Below are 17750 nucleotides of genomic sequence, written 5' to 3' on the forward strand. Positions count from 1 at the left end.
AGCGCCTTGAGACGCTGGCCGGTACCCAGGGCTTATAGCCCTCGAGAAAACCACCCGTTTAACGGGTGGTTTTTATTGGTGAATTTTTTCAATGATTGTGGACCACACTGGATTTTCAGTATGAGCCCGTTTTTTGCGTAAAGACCACCAATCTCGTACTAGCGGCAACTTGCGTCTGTGGAACCGTCTTGCTAGAATGAAAGACAAAGGCGATGAGTGGACTGGTGGCGCAACGAGCGAAAATTAAAGAAACCGCGGATCTGGGCGACTATTTAAAGGCTTTTGCCTGTACGGCAGTCATGCTACAGGCGGTTTTGAGTCTGGCCTTGACCACGACCGGTGGCCATAGTAGCCAATCCGGTGTGGCCTGGCTCTACTTAGCCGTCAAATTCACGGCGCCAGCGTTTATATGTGGGATTCTATTTACCACGATGCGCCTGACCCGGCCGCAACCGCCATACGGTGCCTACCTAAAACAACAGTGGTCGGCTCTGGTGGTACCCACAATTTGGTGGACGCTGGCCTACCTGGTTCTGATGCCACAGGTTCAGCAACACCACGCCTACACGACGGTGGCTCAGTTCGGCTGGCAATTTATTAACGGTAATGCGGCGCCGCATCTCTGGTACAACACGATGATGCTGCAGATAATCGTCTTGATGCCAATCTGGTGGGGCGTGTGCAACTGGATGACGACCCGGCGGCGCGTAGGAATTGTGCTGAGCGTGACGGCGTGGCTGTATGTCGGGTGGTTAGTCGTGGCGGACCGAGTCATCTAACCTACGGCCCGGTTTACCCAGTGGTACTTATTGGACCGCGTATTCTGGGGGTTCTTTCCGTACGCAATTCTCGGGATCATCTTTTGGCAAATGTGGCCCCGCTTGCGCCAACTACGGTGGCCCTGGCTGTCGTTAGCCCTGTTAGCGGTCATTTCATTAATTTGGCAGGCGCGTACGCTACTACGGCAGGGGCTGCCGGTAGATTTGGCACAAACCAGCTACTATTTACCAGCGACCGTTTTCTATGCTCTGGCAATTATTGGGCTGATTGGGTGCCTCGCTACCTGGCAAATGCGGCACGGTTCGCGTTGGTTGCCGCGGGTACACTGGCTGGCGACCTACGCCTACCGCGCTTATTTAGCCAATGTTTTTTGGCTACAACTGGTATGGCTAGCTGGGGGTCGACAGTTAACGGCCACGGTTCCGGTAGTGGGAATCGTTGTTTGCTACGGCCTGACTTGGTGTCTATCGTTTGCCAGCGCCTATGGGTTACACGTGGCTTGGCAGGCAGTTAAAAATTTGAAAAACCAACGGAGGATTGTTGATGACACGCACACAACCAGTTGAATTAGTCACGATGATCATGGTGACGGATCCTGCAACCAAAAAGGTTTTAGTAGAAGATAAGATTCACGTCCAATGGAAGGGCGGCCACAGTTTTCCGGGTGGGCACGTCGAGGTCGGTGAGAGCTGTGCGGCAGCCGCCATTCGTGAAGTGTACGAAGAAACTGGGTTGACCCTGACGCACGTTGAATTCTGTGGAACATGCGAATGGTTCGACCACGATGGCGGCCAAAGAAAACTGGGCCTGCTGTACCGTAGTGATGCCTTCACCGGTGAGATCCATTCGAGCGCCGAGGGTCGAATCAGTTGGCTCCCACTGTCAGAAATGACGGCGGAGAAGAGCGCAGCCAGTATGCTAACACTGTTGAAGATTTTTCGGCGCGAAGCCGCGGCTGCTAAGAGTGATGAGTGGAACGGGGACCTATTTTTGGATGCTGGGTGTTAGGTAATAGACGAATAAGTCGAAATAGATGCAATGCTGGGTGCTGCAACTGCCTACTATAATAGTAGGTGGTTACAGCATATTTTTTTAGTCTTCCCAACGACGATGGCGGTTTCGTTTTTAATTGTTGTAAGCGGTTACAAAATCGGTTAAACTAAGGGTGTAAAGGTTAGATAAAGGGAGCGATAATCGTGAAATCAACTGTTCAAACACAACGCTGGTACGGTTACTTCTTTATCGGGCTGAGTGTGGTGGCCCTGGGATTAGCTGGAATTCTAGCGATGCCATTAATTGACCGGGCCTTACTACTGACGACCGCGCTAACGTTATTGGTCTACGGACTGACGTACCAGCCTCGGATTCATCGGGGCTGGTGGCGCCTGCTGTTGGGTGTGAGTTCACTGGTGGCGATTCTTGACGTGACCCTCGCGTTGACGGTGGCCCCAGTTCTGGTTACAGCACTGTTTGGCTTTGCTTTACCGTTAGGTTTTTTGATTGTTTTGTTAGGTTATATGAAACGTCTGGTCCAGGCTTGATCTGGTCTAAACGTCTGTTAGATTAAAAAGGCTGCGGGAATATTTTCCGCAGCTTTTTTTTGGTGTTGCTAAGTTATCCTGGATGTTTAGTCAGTCTTCATCATTTAAGTCCGCCCACATGGCAGCGAATGATGCAAAAAGTTGGAGCTGACCAGTTTCGACTTCTTTTCTAGCAGCTTTGGCTTCACTGGTTGAAAGGAAGTTGTTAAAGCTGGCTGGGTGAGGTCTAATTGAACGCGGTGACCGCTTAAGAAGCGTTGAATTCAACTTTTTGAAGCTGTCCACTGTGGGGGATGAACGATATATAATTGATGGCACAATGTGTTTTGAAGTAGTCATGTCAGTCTCCTTAAGTTTGCGATTATAACTTGGTATCCCAACGATATTAGTGTGCAAATTAGGGAACCTAGCGAACAATAGTTTTTGCCAACCAATAATTGTCAATTGCCCTTGAATGAATCCAGAGGTTTGCCGCTCGTGTGTCTCGCAACACAGTAGTCCGATATGCCCGCTAGCCGAACAACGTGACCAAAATATCCCAGGTCATGTGCACCAGAATTCCCGGCCACAGGGACCGACTCTTAGCATAAAGCCACCCGAAGAGGAGTCCCAGGACGAAAACCGAAATTAAGTTGCTGAGCCAAACGACTGGACTCATTGCGGGAACCGTCGTGAGATAGCGCGGAATGTGGAGGCTGGCGAAGGCTAATGCTTGAATCACGTTGGCGGTCGTCAGGGACGTGTGCTTCAGCAAGGCGTTTAGGAAATACCCACGGAAGACGAATTCCTCAGCTACCCCGACGACCAGGAAGTATCGGCCCCAGAATTCAGGAATGAACTTGGGGGAGATTCGCAAGCCATGGTGCGCTAGCCCAAATTGTACCAGCAGATAAACGACGATCAACGCCCAGACCACGTAACCGGCACTGAACCGCCAAGCTGGCCGCCACTGCTGCCGCTTGGAAATGCTTAGTTGATGGGGGGCTGCTGTGTGAATGAACCACCAGCCGGCCCCTAGCCAGACTACGAGTTTGATGGCGTCCAGCAGGAGCTCCTGTGACCATCCAGATAAATGCTGCTCAATTGGCGTGTTGAGAAAAATCTGAACCACTAACCACAGGCACCAGAAGAAAACAAATTGTAGAAGCAATCGACGACGCGAAACTTTTTCTGACATAGAGCCACTCTTTTCTAGATTAACGTTTATTTTTAGTATAAGGCAAAGTGGGGGAATGCGGCTAGGAAAGTTTCACCAGTAACTCGGATATTAGCACTGTATACATCATATGTTATCACTGTTTACATTTAATGTGAACAGTGATAACATAGTGAGTAAATAGGGGCAACACTGGTATTTACAAGGAGGAATGGCTCATGACCAAGCCACCGTATCACCGACAGAATCTAGCCGCTGCAATTCAGCAGCAGGCTCGTCAACAACTAGAAAAACAAGGGGTCGCCCAAATTTCTTTGCGCCAAATCGCCAAGTTTTTAGCGGTGACGCCGGCTGCCGTGTACCGCCATTTTCCAGATAAAGCCAGCTTGATTGCCGCCCTCGGTGTGGAAATTCAAGCAGAGTTCACCGCCGCTTTGCGGGAGGACGTGTTGGCTTCAGCGGACGCCACGGCCATGCTGCACCGGATGGTGACCAACCTCAGCGACTACGCTCAGGTCCATCCCCAAGCAGTGGCGTTTTACCTCACCCAACCGCAGCCCGTGCCCCAGAGTTTGACGACCGTCATCACGTTATTGGCGGCGCAGGAACAGTTAACGACCGCCCCGACGCAACTGGTCCGGGGCGTGTGGGCGTTTCTGCTGGGGGTATTGGTGCAGGGCGCTACCGAAGCTGGCGATGTTGAGTGGATTACCCAACAACTAGTAGTGTTGATTCACCAGTAACTGATGAATGGGTATCCAGTGGACGGCTAGGGGTGCTAGAATAGGGACGATGCGCTGGAGTAGCGGCGGCAAAACCCTTTACTTTTAAAAAGTAAGTGATAAAATAATGCCAACATCTGAAATCAATCCCCATAACCGGGAAAAATAAAGCGAGGTTTTTTACATTATGGAAAAGAAGTTCATTGAATTAGCTAAGCAACGGCGGACCATTTACAGCTTAGGCCGCAACGTCAAGCTGTCTGAAGACGAACTGACCGACCTGATCAAGGAAAATATCAAGAATGGTCCCTCATCATTTAACAATCAAACGACCCGGGCAGTCATCTTGTTTGGCGATTCTCACGAAAAGTTGTGGGACATCGTCATTGACCGGCTGAAGCAAGAAGTTCCTGACGAAGCGGCCTTTGCGAAGACAGCTGCTAAAGTTAACAGCTTCAAGGCTGCTTTCGGAACGATCCTGTTCTACACTGAAACGAAGACGGTCAAGGAATTCGAAGACAACTTCCCACTGTACGCGGCCAACTTCCAGGATTGGTCAGAACAATCCCAAGGGAATGCCCAGTACGCCGTTTGGACGTCCTTAGCTGAAAATGGCATCGGTGCCAACCTGCAACACTATAACCCACTGATCGACGACGAAGTTCGGGCAGCTTTCAACATCCCCGCAACTTGGCGTCTACGCGGTGAAATGGACTTTGGGTCCATCGAAGCCCCAGCCGGTGACAAGGATTACATGGCTGATGACGACCGGTTCATGGTCTTCAAGTAAGCTTAATGAATAAATGAAATAGGCCCCCAATCACGCATTTTAGCGGGTTTGGGGGCCTTTTGTTTTGGGGGCAAACTTCTGAACCGTTTTACGGTGTGGAGGTATGCTAAAATGGACAAGTGAAGGTCTTTCTTAATAAGGAGGTCAACGTTTATGCAAAAGAAAATCGCAATTATTGGTGGCGGGATCGTCGGAGCGACCGCAGCCTATTACCTGAGCAAGCTCCCTGGAACCCAACGTTTGGAGGTCACCCTGTTCGACAGTGGTGTTGGCCAAGCAACCAAGGCCGCTGCGGGCATCATTTCGCCGTGGCTGTCAAAGCGCCGCAATCAGCGGTGGTATCAACTCGCCAAGTCGGGCGCTGACCTGTATCCGGAACTGATTCATGACGCCCAGCTGGGAACCGAGGTTTACCAGCAGACGGGAACCATTGTGACCAGAGAAGAGGCCACGGATCTGGAAACATTGTTCGCATTGGCCCAGGAACGGCGGCAGACCGCCGCTACCATGGGTGATGTGTCGACTCTCACGTCCCAAGAAGTCCAGGCAAAAGTTCCGCTCTTATCCAAGCCACAACCCGGGGTGTTCATTACCGGGGGCGCTCGGGTCGACGGGGATGCCTTAGTCCACGCGTTACTGGACCGTGCCAGTGAGAAGAACCTGACCGTTCGCCAAGAACGGGTCAGCCTGACACCGGATGGCCAGGTCGTCACGTCGATGGGGCCCCGGCACTATGATCGGGTGATCCTAGCAGCGGGAGCCTGGTTGAAGGACTTGGTGGCGCCACTGGCAGTGACCGCTGACGTGCGGCCACAAAAGGGCCAACTGATCGAGTTAGCTGTGAAGGACTACGAGCTCCAAGAAAACATGCCCGTCGTGATGCCCGAGGGTGAACGAGACTTTATCCCCTTTGGCCACGGCAAATTAATCGTTGGGGCGACCCACGAGGACGACGGCAAGTTTAACCTGACGCCCGATGCCACCGTCACCGCGGACCTCTTAGCCAGTGCGCAACGGCTGATGACCGGGGTGACGGCCGACGATATTACGGGTGTTCGGGTCGGTACCCGAGCTTATTCCAGCGACTTTGCGCCGTTCTTTGGGCCGGTGCCGGAACACGAATTGTTCCTGGCCGCCTCTGGGCTGGGGTCCTCAGGATTGACGACGGGGCCTCAAATCGGTCGCTTACTGGCTGGGTCTGCACTTTACGGCGGGACACCAGACTGGAGCGAGTACGAATTGCCGCTGACGACTTACCTGCGTTCTTCAGCAGAGTGAAGAGCCTGATTGGCCAACGTGTGGGCGCCCTGGTTTTGTTTCTCGGGCACCCACTGCGTCAGCACCAATTGAAAGGGTGCTTGCACGGCCAACAGGTCATCGACTAATTTTTGGTAATGTTTGGCGTACTTCTTCGCTAAACTATCGCTAACAATCTGGCTATCGGTATAAAATAGAACGGTGGTCGTCTCACAGGCGCCACCGACCATTTTCGCTAAGCTTTCGAACCCCAAGCGGGCGACCTCGAATTCGGCGGTATGGTTGGTCGTGGCGGTCAGTTCGACCTTGAGCTGCGTCTGGTGATGATCATGGACGATGAGGATGCCCCCAGCGCTTAGACCGCTTTGCGGTTGCGTTGCGGCATCGGTATATAAAGAAAACAAAGAATCACTCCAATTTATTCGTGAGGTGTTGTAACTAATGATAACCCAGGAACGCCGTTTTTTGTATCAACCCAATCCACTCAGCAGCATTATCAACTGGAGCTGGACCCTCCTGGTCCTCTTCATGGGGGCCATCATGTGGCTAGAGGTCACGACCTTTAACTGGTACACGCTGGGGCTCTTCGCGGTCTTCGCGTTACTTTGCTGGTTAGAGATTCACTTTCGTAACATCACCATGGCCGATGGGGTCTTGACGGTCAGTACCGTTTTGAACCATCGCCACCTGGTGATTCCGCTGAATCAAGTCAGCAGCGTTAAGGTGACCCGCTACCGGCTGGGAATCGTAGCGCAGGGTAAAATTTATCAATTCCTGCTGCCCCGTAACTCGGCGATTGAACTGGCTGGCCTGATCCAAGGAGCCATGCCCGCGGTAGAAATGAAGGAGGATTAACAGTGAGTAGCGATATTGAAATTTCACAAGCAACACCGTTAGAACCCATTGAAAAAATTGCGGCTAAGTTGGGATTAACACCCGAACAGATCGAACCATACGGTCACACCAAGGCCAAAATCGATTTACCACTGGCCGCACCCAAGCAGCCCGGTAAGTTGGTGCTGGTGACGTCCATCAACCCCACGCCAGCCGGTGAAGGGAAGTCGACAGTCGTCGTGGGCCTGGGGGATGCCATGAACCAGGCCGGCCATCAGACCGTTTTGGCCCTGCGCGAACCCTCTTTAGGCCCCGTTATGGGCTTGAAAGGTGGCGCTACCGGTGGTGGTCACGCCCAAGTTGTGCCAATGGAAGATATCAATTTACACTTTACGGGTGACATGCACGCGCTGACTGAGGCACACGACACGTTAGCCGCCTTGATCGACAACCACATTCAACAGGGGAATGCGTTGAATCTGGACCCCCGTCAAATCGTGTGGAAACGCGTCATTGACATCAATGACCGGGCCTTACGCCAGACGGTGATTGGCCTGGGTGGTCGGACCTCTGGTGTGCCGCGTCAGGATGGGTTTGACATTACGGTGGCCAGTGAATTGATGGCCGTGCTGTGCTTGAGCGAAGACTTAACTGACTTGAAGCGCCGGGCCAACCGAATCTTGATTGGTTACAACTACGACAAGGAACCCGTTACGGTGGGTGATTTGAAGGTTGGCGGGGCGATTACCCTGCTCCTGAAGGATGCCATCAAGCCTAACCTGGTCCAAACGTTGGAACACAACCCGGCCATTATTCACGGGGGGCCATTTGCCAATATCGCTCACGGGTGTAACTCAGTTCTGGCCACCCAAACGGCCCTACAACTGGGCGACTACACCGTGACTGAGGCCGGCTTTGGGGCTGACCTGGGTGGCGAAAAGTTCATGGACATCAAGACGCCCGTCCTGGGTAAGACGCCGGATGCCGTGGTCATCGTCGCCACGATTCGGGCCCTGAAGTATAACGGTGGGGTCAAACGAGCCGACCTGGAGACGGAAAACCTGGACGCACTGCAACAAGGGAGTACCAACCTGAAACGCCACATCCAAAGCATGCAGCAGTATGGTGTGCCGGTCGTAGTTGCCATCAATCGGTTCACCAGTGACACGGACGCCGAAGTAGCTGCGTTGACGGCCGACGTTGAAGCCTTAAATGTCCCCGTCTCCACCACGACCGTTTGGGCCGACGGTGGGGCTGGGGCGCTGGACCTGGCTGAAAAAGTGGTTGCGGCCACGAAACAACCAAGTCACTTCACCCGGTTAACGCCAGCTGATTCCGACTTAATGACACAGATGACGGCGATCACTCAGAAAATCTACGGTGGCGCCAAAGTCGAACTCTCACCCAAGGCGGAACGCCAGTTAAAGACGTTCGCCAAGTATGGCTGGGACCACTTACCCGTCTGCATGGCGAAGACCCAATATTCGTTGACGGATGACGCGCACGCCCTAGGGGCACCGAGTGATTTCACCATCCACGTTCGTGAGTTTGCACCGCGGTTAGGGGCTGGCTTCGTGGTTGCCATGACGGGGAACGTCCTGACGATGCCGGGCCTGCCTAAGCATCCGGCGGCGTTAGACATGGATATCGACGCTGATGGGAAGATCACGGGCTTGTTCTAGCGAGCGAGTTGATTGTATGAGTTTGCCTTACCGTTCGGCAGTATATTTTTGGCTAGAATACTAAAATAAATAACGGGCACCCGTATGAATCGTCGTTTTGACGGTTGGTACGGGTGTTTTTCGTTAGAAACTGAGGGTTGAGAATATCGGCAATTTTAGATGGTCTTCCGCCTTACCGGCCGCCAGATATGGGCTGGAACGGGGCGGGCACAACTTGAAGCCTCGAAAATCGCGAGTCTACAAGCTTGGCCTTCTGCTAGGCCAACGGAAAAATCGCCGCTGACTAAGCAGAACGACGCACCTGAGCCCATATCTGACGGCCTCTCGGCTTACTTGGAGTTTCTCTGCCAAGCTATGATTCCCACTAAAACGGTTATCAGTTAATCGATCAAGAATCGTCTGATTTCCGAAGTAAGCGATTACTTATCTAGCGTGCTAGCCTAACGGAAATAATTTTATCCATATCTAACGCCGAATCACCTCTTTTTCTGGTATACTTTTCAACAACGACTAAAGGTTGAAGCAACTTGGCTGGCGCCGTGTTAACTACGTGAGATACGACCCATTACTGGGGATGGACGGGCTCAGTTATAATTGGGGCCATGAATGCGAACTGATTGCCGAAATTTCGACGAACACTATTTGATTGATAAACGGTTGTAGCTGATTAAACGCTAATGTAGCCGCAGGTTGTCAGGGCGGGTGCCAGCTTACAGCGTGGGACGAGCTTTAAGCCTGGGTGGTCTGCCAAGGCTTAAAGTCGAGGAGCAAGACCGTTCCTCAGGCTTGGTCCGGTCCCCACAGCAGGCGCCCGCCCTGACAGCCGGAGGCGGCTCAGGCGATTCGACATCAAGTCAACCTTTAGAACGACGACTTATAGGAGAGGTGTTCCAAACTTTATGCTGATAGCAGATATGATTTTGCTCGTGGTCCTGGTCGCCATTGACCAGTTGATCAAACACGCGGTGGTGGTCAACATCGCTTTAGGTGGCGAACACCCGCTGATTCCGGGGTTGCTGTCGCTGACGCACTTGCGTAACGACGGGGCTGCCTGGAGTATTTTACAGGGCCAGATGTGGTTTTTTGCCGTCATCGCCGTGGTGGCGTTGGGCGTCATGGGCTACTTCTTCTGGTCTTACCGGAACCAAAAGAACCACCGCATTGAAGAATTAGGCCTAGTCCTAATGATGGCGGGAACCATTGGGAACTTTTGGGACCGACTGATGCAGGGATACGTGGTCGATATGTTTCAGCTCGACTTCATTAACTTTCCCATCTTTAACTTTGCCGATACGTGCTTAACGGTCGGCGTGATTTTAATCGCGGTCGGGGTTTACTTAGCCGATCGCCGGGAGGCACACTAACTTTATGCAAACAGAAGAATTTACAGTAACGACGACGGATCGCTTGGACAAGCTGGTCGCGGAGACGGTCACCACCATTTCCCGGTCCCAGGCCAAGTCCGCCATTGAGGCCGGTCAAATCACGGTCGACGGGGCCACTTTACGGCCTAAGGATAAGCCCAAGGTGGGCGCCACGGTCAACATTGCGTTGCCGGATCCCGAGCCCCTGAATGCAAAGCCCCAGGACATTCCCTTGGATATCGTGTACGAGGACGAGGACGTCATCGTGGTCAACAAGCCCCAGGGGATGGTCGTCCATCCGGCGCCAGGACATCCTGACCACACGTTGGTCAACGCCTTGTTGTACCATAGCCCACTGTCTAGCATTAACGGGACTCTGCGGCCAGGCATCGTGCACCGTATTGACAAGGACACTTCAGGACTCCTGATGGTGGCTAAAAATGATCATGCTCACCACAGCCTGTCCGAGCAATTGCAAGCCAAGACGAACCTGCGGGAATACGTGGCTATCGTGCACGGTAATTTCAAGGAGGAAAACGGGGTCATCAACGCGCCCCTGGGTCGTTCACCTAAGGACCGTAAGAAACAGGCCATTGTGGCCGATGGTCGGCCCGCAGTGACTCATTTCCGGGTCCTCGAGCGCTACGGAGACTATTCACTAGTCGCTTGCCGCTTGGAGACCGGCCGGACCCACCAGATTCGGGTCCACATGGCCTACATCAACCACCCAGTTGCTGGCGACCCCCTGTACGGGCCTAAGAAGACGCTGAAGGGCGCTGGACAGTTCCTACACGCCAAGGAGTTGGGGTTCAAGCAACCGACGACTGGCGAGCAATTAGACTTCACTGCGCCGGTGCCAGCAAACTTTGCTGCGGCAGTTCATCGTCTGCGTTTACAGGCGGGGTTACCGGTTGACAAAGCAATCTAGGTTTTTTATGCTAATTATTAAGATAAGCGGGTTTGCCAAGTAGTCAGGCGGGCGGGTTTCTTCACCATTTTGCCGAAGAAACTGCGCCCGTTTCCTGCATAGACGCAGACGCCGTGACACTTTAAGGAGGAAATACAGATGGCAAAGGTAGTTGTGGACGCAATGGCAATGCAACGGGCCCTGACCCGGATCACATACGAAATCATCGAACGCAATAAAGGGGTCGATGACCTCGTCATTTTAGGAATCAAAACGCGCGGAGTGTACTTAGCTCGGCGGATTGCCAGTCGCTTGCAACAGCTGGAAAATGTGACCGTTCCGGTGGGTGACCTCGATATCACCCCATACCGTGACGACATTGAACACGATGCCCAGACTGAACCGGAAGTGACCGGGGCCAACATCGACTTTTCCGTAGAAGGTAAGAAGGTCATCTTAGTCGACGACGTGCTCTACACGGGACGGACCATTCGGGCGGCGATGAGTGCCGTGATGGACCTGGGTCGGCCTAAGAGCATCAACCTGGCCGTGTTAGTTGACCGGGGCCACCGTGAATTGCCAATTCGAGCAGACTTCGTGGGCAAAAACATTCCAAGCTCGCAGCGTGAACGGATTCGGGTCTCCGTTAGTGAGATCGACGACCGTGACGCAGTGGAGATCCAACAGGCATAGACTGGTAAAGGGGCCGATTTTACATGGCAAAACGCTATTTAATTTTAGAAGACGGCTCGGCCTACGCCGGTGAAGGATTTGGTGCCGGCGCTACCACGAGCGGTGAAGTCATCACCAACCTGAATCTTTTAGGGTATCAAGAAACGATTACCGATCAAATCTATCATAATCAGATTATTATTTTCGCGCAGCCAGCCATTGGTAACGTGGGGATCAACCACGATAGCTATGAGTCGATCTTACCCACGGCTAAGGGGATGGTGGTCAGAGACGTCACGAATATTTCAACCAACCGGCTATCCCGACTGTCACTGGACGAATTCTTACAACAGCACAATATTCCCGGAATCAGTGGCATTGATACGCGTCACTTGATTCGCAAACTACGGCAGGGTGCTGGTCCCATGAAGGGCAGTATCGTGGATGTGGCGGATGCGCACGCCTTTGACCAGTTGAACGCGACCGTTCTGACCAACCGGCAAGTTGACCAAGTGGCCACGCCGAAGCCATATCCTAACCCGGATACTGGCAAGAACGTAGTGGTCATCGACTTTGGCCTGAAGCACGGGATCTTGCGGCAACTGTCCGAGCGGCGCTGCAACGTGACGGTCCTCCCATGGACGGCCAGTTCCCAGGATGTCTTGAATCTGGACCCAGATGGGGTGCTCCTGTCGACCGGTCCTGGCTCACCCCTTGATTTGGGGACCGGGGTCCTGGACATGATTCGAGAGGTTCAAGCGGAAATTCCGCTCTTTGCGATCGGCTTGGGTCATGAACTCTTTGCTCTGGCCAACGGGGCCGAACTCAAGGCACTACCCGTGGAGTATCACGGGAGTAGCCATCCAATTCGCCGAATCATTACGAATGATATTATTTACGCGACTCAGGGTCAGGGGTACGCGGTGATCGCCAAGTCGATCGACCGTGACCGGCTGATCACGACGTACGTCGACTTGATCGATGGGACCGTCCAGGGATTACGGCACCGGGACTTCCCGGCTTTTTCCGTGCAATTCTTTGCGGACGGCGCCCCGGGCCCACACGAGAGTCGCGACCTGTTTGATGAATTTATGGAAGCTATGACAGCGCGGGAGGGATAAGCTTGCCAAATTTAGATGACATACAAAAAGTGTTGATCATCGGGGGTGGCCCAACCGAGATCGGTCACGAGACCGAGTTGGACAGCGCCATGGTGCAGATCATTACTGGCTTTAAGAAGCGCGGGGTCCGCACGTTGGTCATCGATAACAATCCCTTTTCCGTTGCCCTCGAAGAGATCCAACCGACGAACATGTACGTTCAAGCCGTTACCACGGCTAACGTTCGCCACATTTTAGAAAAAGATCAACCCGACGCGGTTCTGCCATCACTCGGCGGCTTGCTGGGGATTCGAATCGCCCAGGAACTGGTTGAAAATGGGGACATTGGGCGACTGGGCATCACGTTACTGGGGATGCCAGCGGACACGCTCCGCCAGATCAATAACCCAGCTGCTTTGAATGCCAGTCTCAAGGAGATCCACGAACCCGTGATCGAGGCTAAAATTGTGGCCACGACCGACGAGGCGATGGGCCTGGTCGAATCGATTGGTTTTCCGCTGATCGTTAAGCCAGTAGCACCGCGGGTGGACACCAACCGGACCATTTGCGAAAACGTGGACGACATGTTAACGGCGTTGAACCAGGGATTCCAGCAATCCCGGTTCGACCAGTGTACGTTGGAACGCAGCGTTGTGGGTTACAAGGAGATCGAAATGGTCGCCGTCAGAGACGTGGCCGACACGGCCGTCCTGATCAGTGGCCTAGAGGATATGGACCCCATTGGGATTCACTCCGGTGATTCTATTTTGGTGACGCCACCGCAGACGTTGAACGACCGTGAGTATCAAGACTTACGGGACGCCACGTTCCGGATTGCAACCGAGCTGAACATTGTCGGAGTCTTACATATTCACTTTGCCCTGAATCCCGCCAACCAGCACTTCTACGTCACTAAGGTTGCCCCGTACTTTTCACGAGGCGTGGCTTTAGCAGCCCGGACGACCGGGTATCCAGTGGCGTTGGTCACCGGGGCGCTCCTGCTAGGGCAGCGCCTGGTCGACGTGAAGCTGCCTAGTCGCTTCGTGAAGCAGACGGCCATCATGGAACCGACCATTGATCACATCAGTGTGCGGATTCCGCTGTGGCCATTTCAAGAGGTCCCAGATGCTGACCAACACCTGGATACGGTGATGAAGGCGGTGGGCTCGACGGTCGGCATTGGCCGTTCCGTTGAGGAAGCCATCCTGAAGTCCGTGCGGAGCTCACAGTTCTCGCCGCGTGATGTGCTTCCTAGCGTCAGCAATCTAACGGATGGGGAAATGATCCGCCAACTGATCCATCCGCTGGCCAACCGCATTTTAGTGCTGATTGAAGCTCTGCGGCGGGGATACTCACCGGAAGAACTCAGTGAACTGACCAAAATCGATAACTTTTACTTTGTCAAGCTGCGACACCTGTTGACGATTGAAAAACAAATTCAAGATCATCCACTGGATACGGCGACCCTGCAACGGGCTCGGTACTTTGGGTTCGGTGACGGGATGATCGCCCGCATCTGGCAGACGGATACAGCGGCCATTCGAGAATTATCGGCTAAGGCGGCCATTCAGCCGACCTACAAGATGATTGAACCGACGGCTGGTGAATTTCTCGAGGATACCAGCGGGTATTACAGTACCTTTGAGTACGAGAACGAGAGTCAGCCCCTGGGTGACCGGACGGCCTTAGTACTTGGTCGGGGTGGTAATCAACTCGGACCTAACTCGGCGGCTGAATACTTCACTACGGAGATGCTCAAGCAGTTGAAGCGCGCGGGGTATCATACCATCTTGATGAACACGAATCCCAACGCTGTGGGAATTGCGCCGGAATTTTCCGATAAACAGTATGTGGATCCCATTCAACTGGGGGATGTCCTGAACGTGATTCAACTGGAACACCCAGACATCGTTATCGTTCCTGGAAACCGGCACTACCTGACCCGTGAGTTGAGCAAATTACCGCTCAACCTACACGTGTTGCCGCCGGATCAAGAGACCGGGAAGCCGGCCCCGAAGAGTGCCACCATTGGGGTGAGCCTCTTCATCAACGGCCAACAAAAGGTTGCGGTTGGCGTCATGGATATGCTGGCACCGGGGATGAACAAGTCGTTGGCTCAGGTCACGGCCTTCCGGATGCCGGCAGAGCTACCCAAGGCTAAGCGCGCCAATTTGGTGGAACTAGCCAAGCAGGCGGCGAGTGAACGGCAGATGACGGGGATGATCCAGGTCCTGTTTGCGCCTAAGTCAGCGGACTCGGCTCAGCTGGCAGTGGTGGGCGTTCGGCCGACCCGATTGACCGAGATGGCCTTCTTGAGTAAGGTCACCGGGGTCAACTGGGTACGGATGTTAACGCGGCAACACATCGGGACTCTGGACGAAACGGAGTTGGCCAATATCTCGGTCGACCTCAACAGTACGCGAGTAGCGTTGATGAACGCGGTCTTTCCGTTCCGTCAGTTACACGTTTTGAACCGACCGGGGACGACCGACCAAGAGGTGGGCGCGACCATTGCGTTTGGTTCGAGCGAGGCTTTGTCACTGGCTAACCTGAGTGATACGGACGAATTGGATCAAATCATCAATCGTACGATTTAAGTAAGCAATTAATTGTCATATGCAAAAAGGCGACTCATCAATATTCTTGATGAGTCGCCTTTTTAGTTTGAAAGATAAATTTCTCGCACTCCGGTGGCCAGGGAGGTAGCCGGCTGTGGGGACGCTTCAGACTGGAAAGGCCACCAGTCTTCTCGCTCGATTTGAAGCCACGAAGGACCCGTGTCTTCAAAGTCGCCCGTGCTGTAAACTGGTAAAAAACACCAGTTAACACCACCTTCACGGCCGGCTACCTCCCTGGCCGCCTCCGATTCTGATTCTCTGATTGTGACTTAGCACGAGAATAGCAGAGAGGACTACTTGCACCATTTATGCTGGAATTGCATCCTGGCTAGGTTGGCAACGAAATGCTGTGTCAGCCGAGAGGTCGCCAGATATGGGCTCAGGCGCGTCGTTCTGCTTAGTCAGTAGGTGTTTTTCCTACTGGCTTAGCGGAAGACCAAGCTTGAAGACTCGGGTCTTTCGAGGCTTCAAGTTGCGTCCGCACCGTTCCAGCCCATATCTGGCGACCGGTAAGGCGAAAAGACACGCAAAATTGTAACCAACAACTAGTTGGTGTTAGCGGCTAATTTTTCAACCAGTTCGCTCTCTGGTGTGACGTAGACGGTCCGTTGACCAGTAAAGATCACGTAACCGGGTTTGGCACCATTGGGCTTGTGCAGTCGCTTAACGGGGAGGTAGTCCACGGGCACGTTACTAGATTCACGGCCCTTGGAGAAGTAGGCCGCCAGGTTGGCAGCCTCCATGATAGTGGCCTCCGTCGGGTCATCGCTGTGAATGATGACGTGAGAACCCGGCATGTCCTTCACGTGCAACCAAATATCGGTTCGCTTGGCCGTGTGCAAACTCAACTGATCGTTTTGCAGGTTGTTCTTACCGACAGAAATCTTGGTACCGTCACTGGCGGTAAACCGGTCTGGCTTGCTGACCTTTTGCCGTTTTTGTTTCTTTTGCTTCTTCTGGTGGTCGTGGTCTCGTAGGTAACCGCCTTGTTGTAATTCCAAACGAATATCGACAAGGTCCTTAGGAGCAGCCAGTTCGATCTGGGCCATGATGTTGGCAAAGTAGTCCACGTCGGCCTGCGTCTTTTCAAGCTGTTCATTGACGTAGATGACGGCGTTCTTGGCCTTTTGATACCGTTTGAAATACTTCTGAGCGTTTTGGTTTGGTGAGAGCTGATTCGATAACTTGATCTTGATGGGCTCGTTATTGTCGTAGAAGTTAGGTAGGGCGACTTCGGTTTGTCCGCGTTCAACCTGATGCAGGTAAGTCGTGAGGACTTCACCCTTGATCCGGTATTCATCGGCATTTTCCGTCTCGGCCAACGTCTGTTTGAGCTTCTTTAACTTGTTGCGGTTCTTCTTGAGCTCGTTACGAACCACTCGAATCAGGACACTCCCTTGTTGTTGGACCCGGTCGCGTTCGGCCTTGTCCTGGTAATAGGCGTCCAGTAACTCGCTGAGGGTTTCAGCCGACTGTTGGGTCCCCGTGATGGGGTACGGAAAGGCGGTGAAACTGGTCTTGCCCTTGGGGGTAATGTTGAGCGTTGGTTGGGGGGCATCAAAACCGGCAAAGAAGTCGCTGAAGTGTTGGCCGGCCTCACCGGGTTCGTGTAGCGCTACGGCCAAAGCAGCGGCCGTGTCCTTACCGAGTCCCTGGTATTGGTGCTGCAGGGTCCCAGCTAGGACTTCACGGTTCGGAAATTCCCGAATGGTGGCGGCCAGGTCGGCCCGTGGTCCGTTGAAGGGGTCATCGAGGTCTTGCTTCGGTGGATTGATGTACTGTGCACCGGGCAGGAGTAACCGGTAACGGTTTTGATCTGAGCCAACGTGCTTGATGGCATCTAAGATCTTCATGGAAGAACTGTCGACCAGAATCACGTTACTGTGGCGGGCCATAATTTCAATGATCAAGAGCAGTTCCTGCTGATCACCTAACTCGTTACGAGAGGTAAAGTGCAGGTGAACGACTCGGTCGTTGGCGGACTGGGTGATGCCCTTGACGATGGCACCTTGCAGGTACTTCCGCAGGATCATCGTAAAGTTGGTGGGAACGGGTGGATTGACGTACGGAATCTGGGTAACTTGAATCCGCGCGTAGGTGGGGTTAGCCGATAACAGGATGGGATAATTATGGCTATTTGCCCGCACCGTCAACACAATTTCGTTGGCGTAGGGTTGATTGATTTTGCTGACCCGGCCGGTGGTCAGAGCTGAACTCAGTTCGTGGACCATGGCGTGGGTGAAAGAACCATCAAATGACATCGGGAAAACAACACCTTTCTATATAAAGAATTTAAATTTAGTTTTCGTTAAAAACGACACAACTTA

The 17750-nt window shown here is 53.2% G+C and carries 17 protein-coding genes; 14 read left to right on the forward strand and 3 right to left on the reverse strand.

The annotated features are described in order from the left end of the window. Positions 1 to 212: 212 nt before the first annotated feature. The 4 genes from EKM87_RS12550 to EKM87_RS10790 all read left to right on the forward strand — a co-directional run bounded on the left by EKM87_RS12550 (position 213) and on the right by EKM87_RS10790 (position 2321). A complete protein-coding gene (locus EKM87_RS12550; protein WP_225428441.1) occupies positions 213 to 779 on the forward strand; it encodes an acyltransferase family protein in 567 nt (188 codons plus the stop codon). A gap of 30 nt (positions 780 to 809) precedes the next feature. Further along, a complete protein-coding gene (locus EKM87_RS12555; RefSeq protein WP_225428442.1) occupies positions 810 to 1346 on the forward strand; it encodes a hypothetical protein in 537 nt (178 codons plus the stop codon). Beyond that, a complete protein-coding gene (locus EKM87_RS10785) occupies positions 1324 to 1788 on the forward strand; it encodes an 8-oxo-dGTP diphosphatase (protein WP_125684655.1) in 465 nt (154 codons plus the stop codon). The genes EKM87_RS12555 and EKM87_RS10785 overlap by 23 nt, the downstream gene beginning before the upstream one ends. Before the next feature lie 188 nt (positions 1789 to 1976). Next, on the forward strand, positions 1977 to 2321 hold the full coding sequence (locus tag EKM87_RS10790) for a hypothetical protein (RefSeq protein ID WP_125684657.1): 345 nt from the start codon (positions 1977 to 1979) through the stop codon (positions 2319 to 2321). Between the two features lie 511 nt (positions 2322 to 2832). Here EKM87_RS10790 and EKM87_RS10795 read toward each other — a convergent pair. Further along, complete coding sequence (locus tag EKM87_RS10795) at positions 2833 to 3498, reverse strand: CPBP family intramembrane glutamic endopeptidase (RefSeq protein ID WP_125684659.1); 666 nt, start codon at positions 3496 to 3498, stop codon at positions 2833 to 2835. Positions 3499 to 3695: 197 nt separating this feature from the next. Here EKM87_RS10795 and EKM87_RS10800 point away from each other — a divergent pair, with 197 nt between their 5' ends. From EKM87_RS10800 to EKM87_RS10810, 3 genes are all read left to right on the forward strand, one after another. Continuing rightward, a complete protein-coding gene (locus tag EKM87_RS10800; protein ID WP_125684661.1) occupies positions 3696 to 4220 on the forward strand; it encodes a TetR/AcrR family transcriptional regulator in 525 nt (174 codons plus the stop codon). 166 nt (positions 4221 to 4386) lie between these two features. Beyond that, complete coding sequence (locus EKM87_RS10805) at positions 4387 to 4989, forward strand: nitroreductase family protein (protein WP_125684664.1); 603 nt, start codon at positions 4387 to 4389, stop codon at positions 4987 to 4989. A 153-nt stretch (positions 4990 to 5142) separates the two neighbouring features. Beyond that, a complete protein-coding gene (locus EKM87_RS10810) occupies positions 5143 to 6267 on the forward strand; it encodes an NAD(P)/FAD-dependent oxidoreductase (protein ID WP_125684666.1) in 1125 nt (374 codons plus the stop codon). Here the strand turns inward: EKM87_RS10810 and EKM87_RS10815 are convergent. Further along, positions 6243 to 6650: a ribonuclease HI family protein gene (locus EKM87_RS10815; RefSeq protein ID WP_125684668.1), complete on the reverse strand. Its 408-nt coding sequence runs from the start codon at positions 6648 to 6650 to the stop codon at positions 6243 to 6245. The two genes, EKM87_RS10810 and EKM87_RS10815, sit on opposite strands and share 25 nt — an antisense overlap. Before the next feature lie 37 nt (positions 6651 to 6687). On the opposite strand from EKM87_RS10815, the gene EKM87_RS10820 reads away from it, so the two are divergent. The 7 genes from EKM87_RS10820 (at position 6688) to EKM87_RS10850 (ending at position 15402) form a co-directional block, all read left to right on the forward strand. Then, positions 6688 to 7101: an EbsA family protein gene (locus EKM87_RS10820; protein ID WP_125684670.1), complete on the forward strand. Its 414-nt coding sequence runs from the start codon at positions 6688 to 6690 to the stop codon at positions 7099 to 7101. 2 nt (positions 7102 to 7103) lie between these two features. Next, complete coding sequence (locus EKM87_RS10825) at positions 7104 to 8762, forward strand: formate--tetrahydrofolate ligase (RefSeq protein WP_125684672.1); 1659 nt, start codon at positions 7104 to 7106, stop codon at positions 8760 to 8762. 899 nt (positions 8763 to 9661) lie between these two features. Continuing rightward, positions 9662 to 10126: a signal peptidase II gene (lspA, locus tag EKM87_RS10830; RefSeq protein ID WP_125684674.1), complete on the forward strand. Its 465-nt coding sequence runs from the start codon at positions 9662 to 9664 to the stop codon at positions 10124 to 10126. A 4-nt stretch (positions 10127 to 10130) separates the two neighbouring features. Further along, the gene (locus tag EKM87_RS10835) at positions 10131 to 11054 is read left to right on the forward strand and encodes an RluA family pseudouridine synthase (protein ID WP_125684676.1); all 924 of its coding nucleotides are present in this window, start codon (positions 10131 to 10133) and stop codon (positions 11052 to 11054) included. A 138-nt stretch (positions 11055 to 11192) separates the two neighbouring features. Then, entirely contained in the window at positions 11193 to 11726 is a 534-nt protein-coding gene (gene pyrR / locus EKM87_RS10840) for a bifunctional pyr operon transcriptional regulator/uracil phosphoribosyltransferase PyrR (protein WP_125684677.1), read from the forward strand. A 23-nt stretch (positions 11727 to 11749) separates the two neighbouring features. Then, positions 11750 to 12826 carry a carbamoyl phosphate synthase small subunit gene (locus tag EKM87_RS10845; RefSeq protein ID WP_125684679.1) on the forward strand — a complete coding sequence of 359 codons (1077 nt, stop codon included), beginning with the start codon at positions 11750 to 11752 and terminating at the stop codon, positions 12824 to 12826. A gap of 2 nt (positions 12827 to 12828) precedes the next feature. Continuing rightward, positions 12829 to 15402 carry a carbamoyl phosphate synthase preATP-grasp domain-containing protein gene (locus tag EKM87_RS10850; protein WP_125684681.1) on the forward strand — a complete coding sequence of 858 codons (2574 nt, stop codon included), beginning with the start codon at positions 12829 to 12831 and terminating at the stop codon, positions 15400 to 15402. 566 nt (positions 15403 to 15968) lie between these two features. Here the strand turns inward: EKM87_RS10850 and EKM87_RS10855 are convergent. Continuing rightward, complete coding sequence (locus EKM87_RS10855) at positions 15969 to 17684, reverse strand: NFACT RNA binding domain-containing protein (RefSeq protein ID WP_125684683.1); 1716 nt, start codon at positions 17682 to 17684, stop codon at positions 15969 to 15971. Positions 17685 to 17750 lie beyond the last annotated feature (66 nt).

Source organism: Levilactobacillus yonginensis (assembly GCF_003946265.1).
Classification (GTDB): domain Bacteria; phylum Bacillota; class Bacilli; order Lactobacillales; family Lactobacillaceae; genus Levilactobacillus; species Levilactobacillus yonginensis.

Bases quoted from the DNA above. Each gene is read 5' to 3' on its own strand.
- EKM87_RS10785 (WP_125684655.1), top strand. From the start codon at position 1,324: ATGACACGCACACAACCAGTTGAATTAGTCACGATGATCATGGTGACG.
- EKM87_RS10810 (WP_125684666.1), top strand. From the start codon at position 5,143: ATGCAAAAGAAAATCGCAATTATTGGTGGCGGGATCGTCGGAGCGACC.
- EKM87_RS10820 (WP_125684670.1), top strand. From the start codon at position 6,688: ATGATAACCCAGGAACGCCGTTTTTTGTATCAACCCAATCCACTCAGC.
- EKM87_RS10835 (WP_125684676.1), top strand. From the start codon at position 10,131: ATGCAAACAGAAGAATTTACAGTAACGACGACGGATCGCTTGGACAAG.
- EKM87_RS10795 (WP_125684659.1), bottom strand. From the start codon at position 3,498: ATGTCAGAAAAAGTTTCGCGTCGTCGATTGCTTCTACAATTTGTTTTC.
- EKM87_RS10805 (WP_125684664.1), top strand. From the start codon at position 4,387: ATGGAAAAGAAGTTCATTGAATTAGCTAAGCAACGGCGGACCATTTAC.
- EKM87_RS10855 (WP_125684683.1), bottom strand. From the start codon at position 17,684: ATGTCATTTGATGGTTCTTTCACCCACGCCATGGTCCACGAACTGAGT.
- EKM87_RS12550 (WP_225428441.1), top strand. From the start codon at position 213: ATGAGTGGACTGGTGGCGCAACGAGCGAAAATTAAAGAAACCGCGGAT.
- lspA (WP_125684674.1), top strand. From the start codon at position 9,662: ATGCTGATAGCAGATATGATTTTGCTCGTGGTCCTGGTCGCCATTGAC.
- EKM87_RS10800 (WP_125684661.1), top strand. From the start codon at position 3,696: ATGACCAAGCCACCGTATCACCGACAGAATCTAGCCGCTGCAATTCAG.
- EKM87_RS10845 (WP_125684679.1), top strand. From the start codon at position 11,750: ATGGCAAAACGCTATTTAATTTTAGAAGACGGCTCGGCCTACGCCGGT.
- pyrR (WP_125684677.1), top strand. From the start codon at position 11,193: ATGGCAAAGGTAGTTGTGGACGCAATGGCAATGCAACGGGCCCTGACC.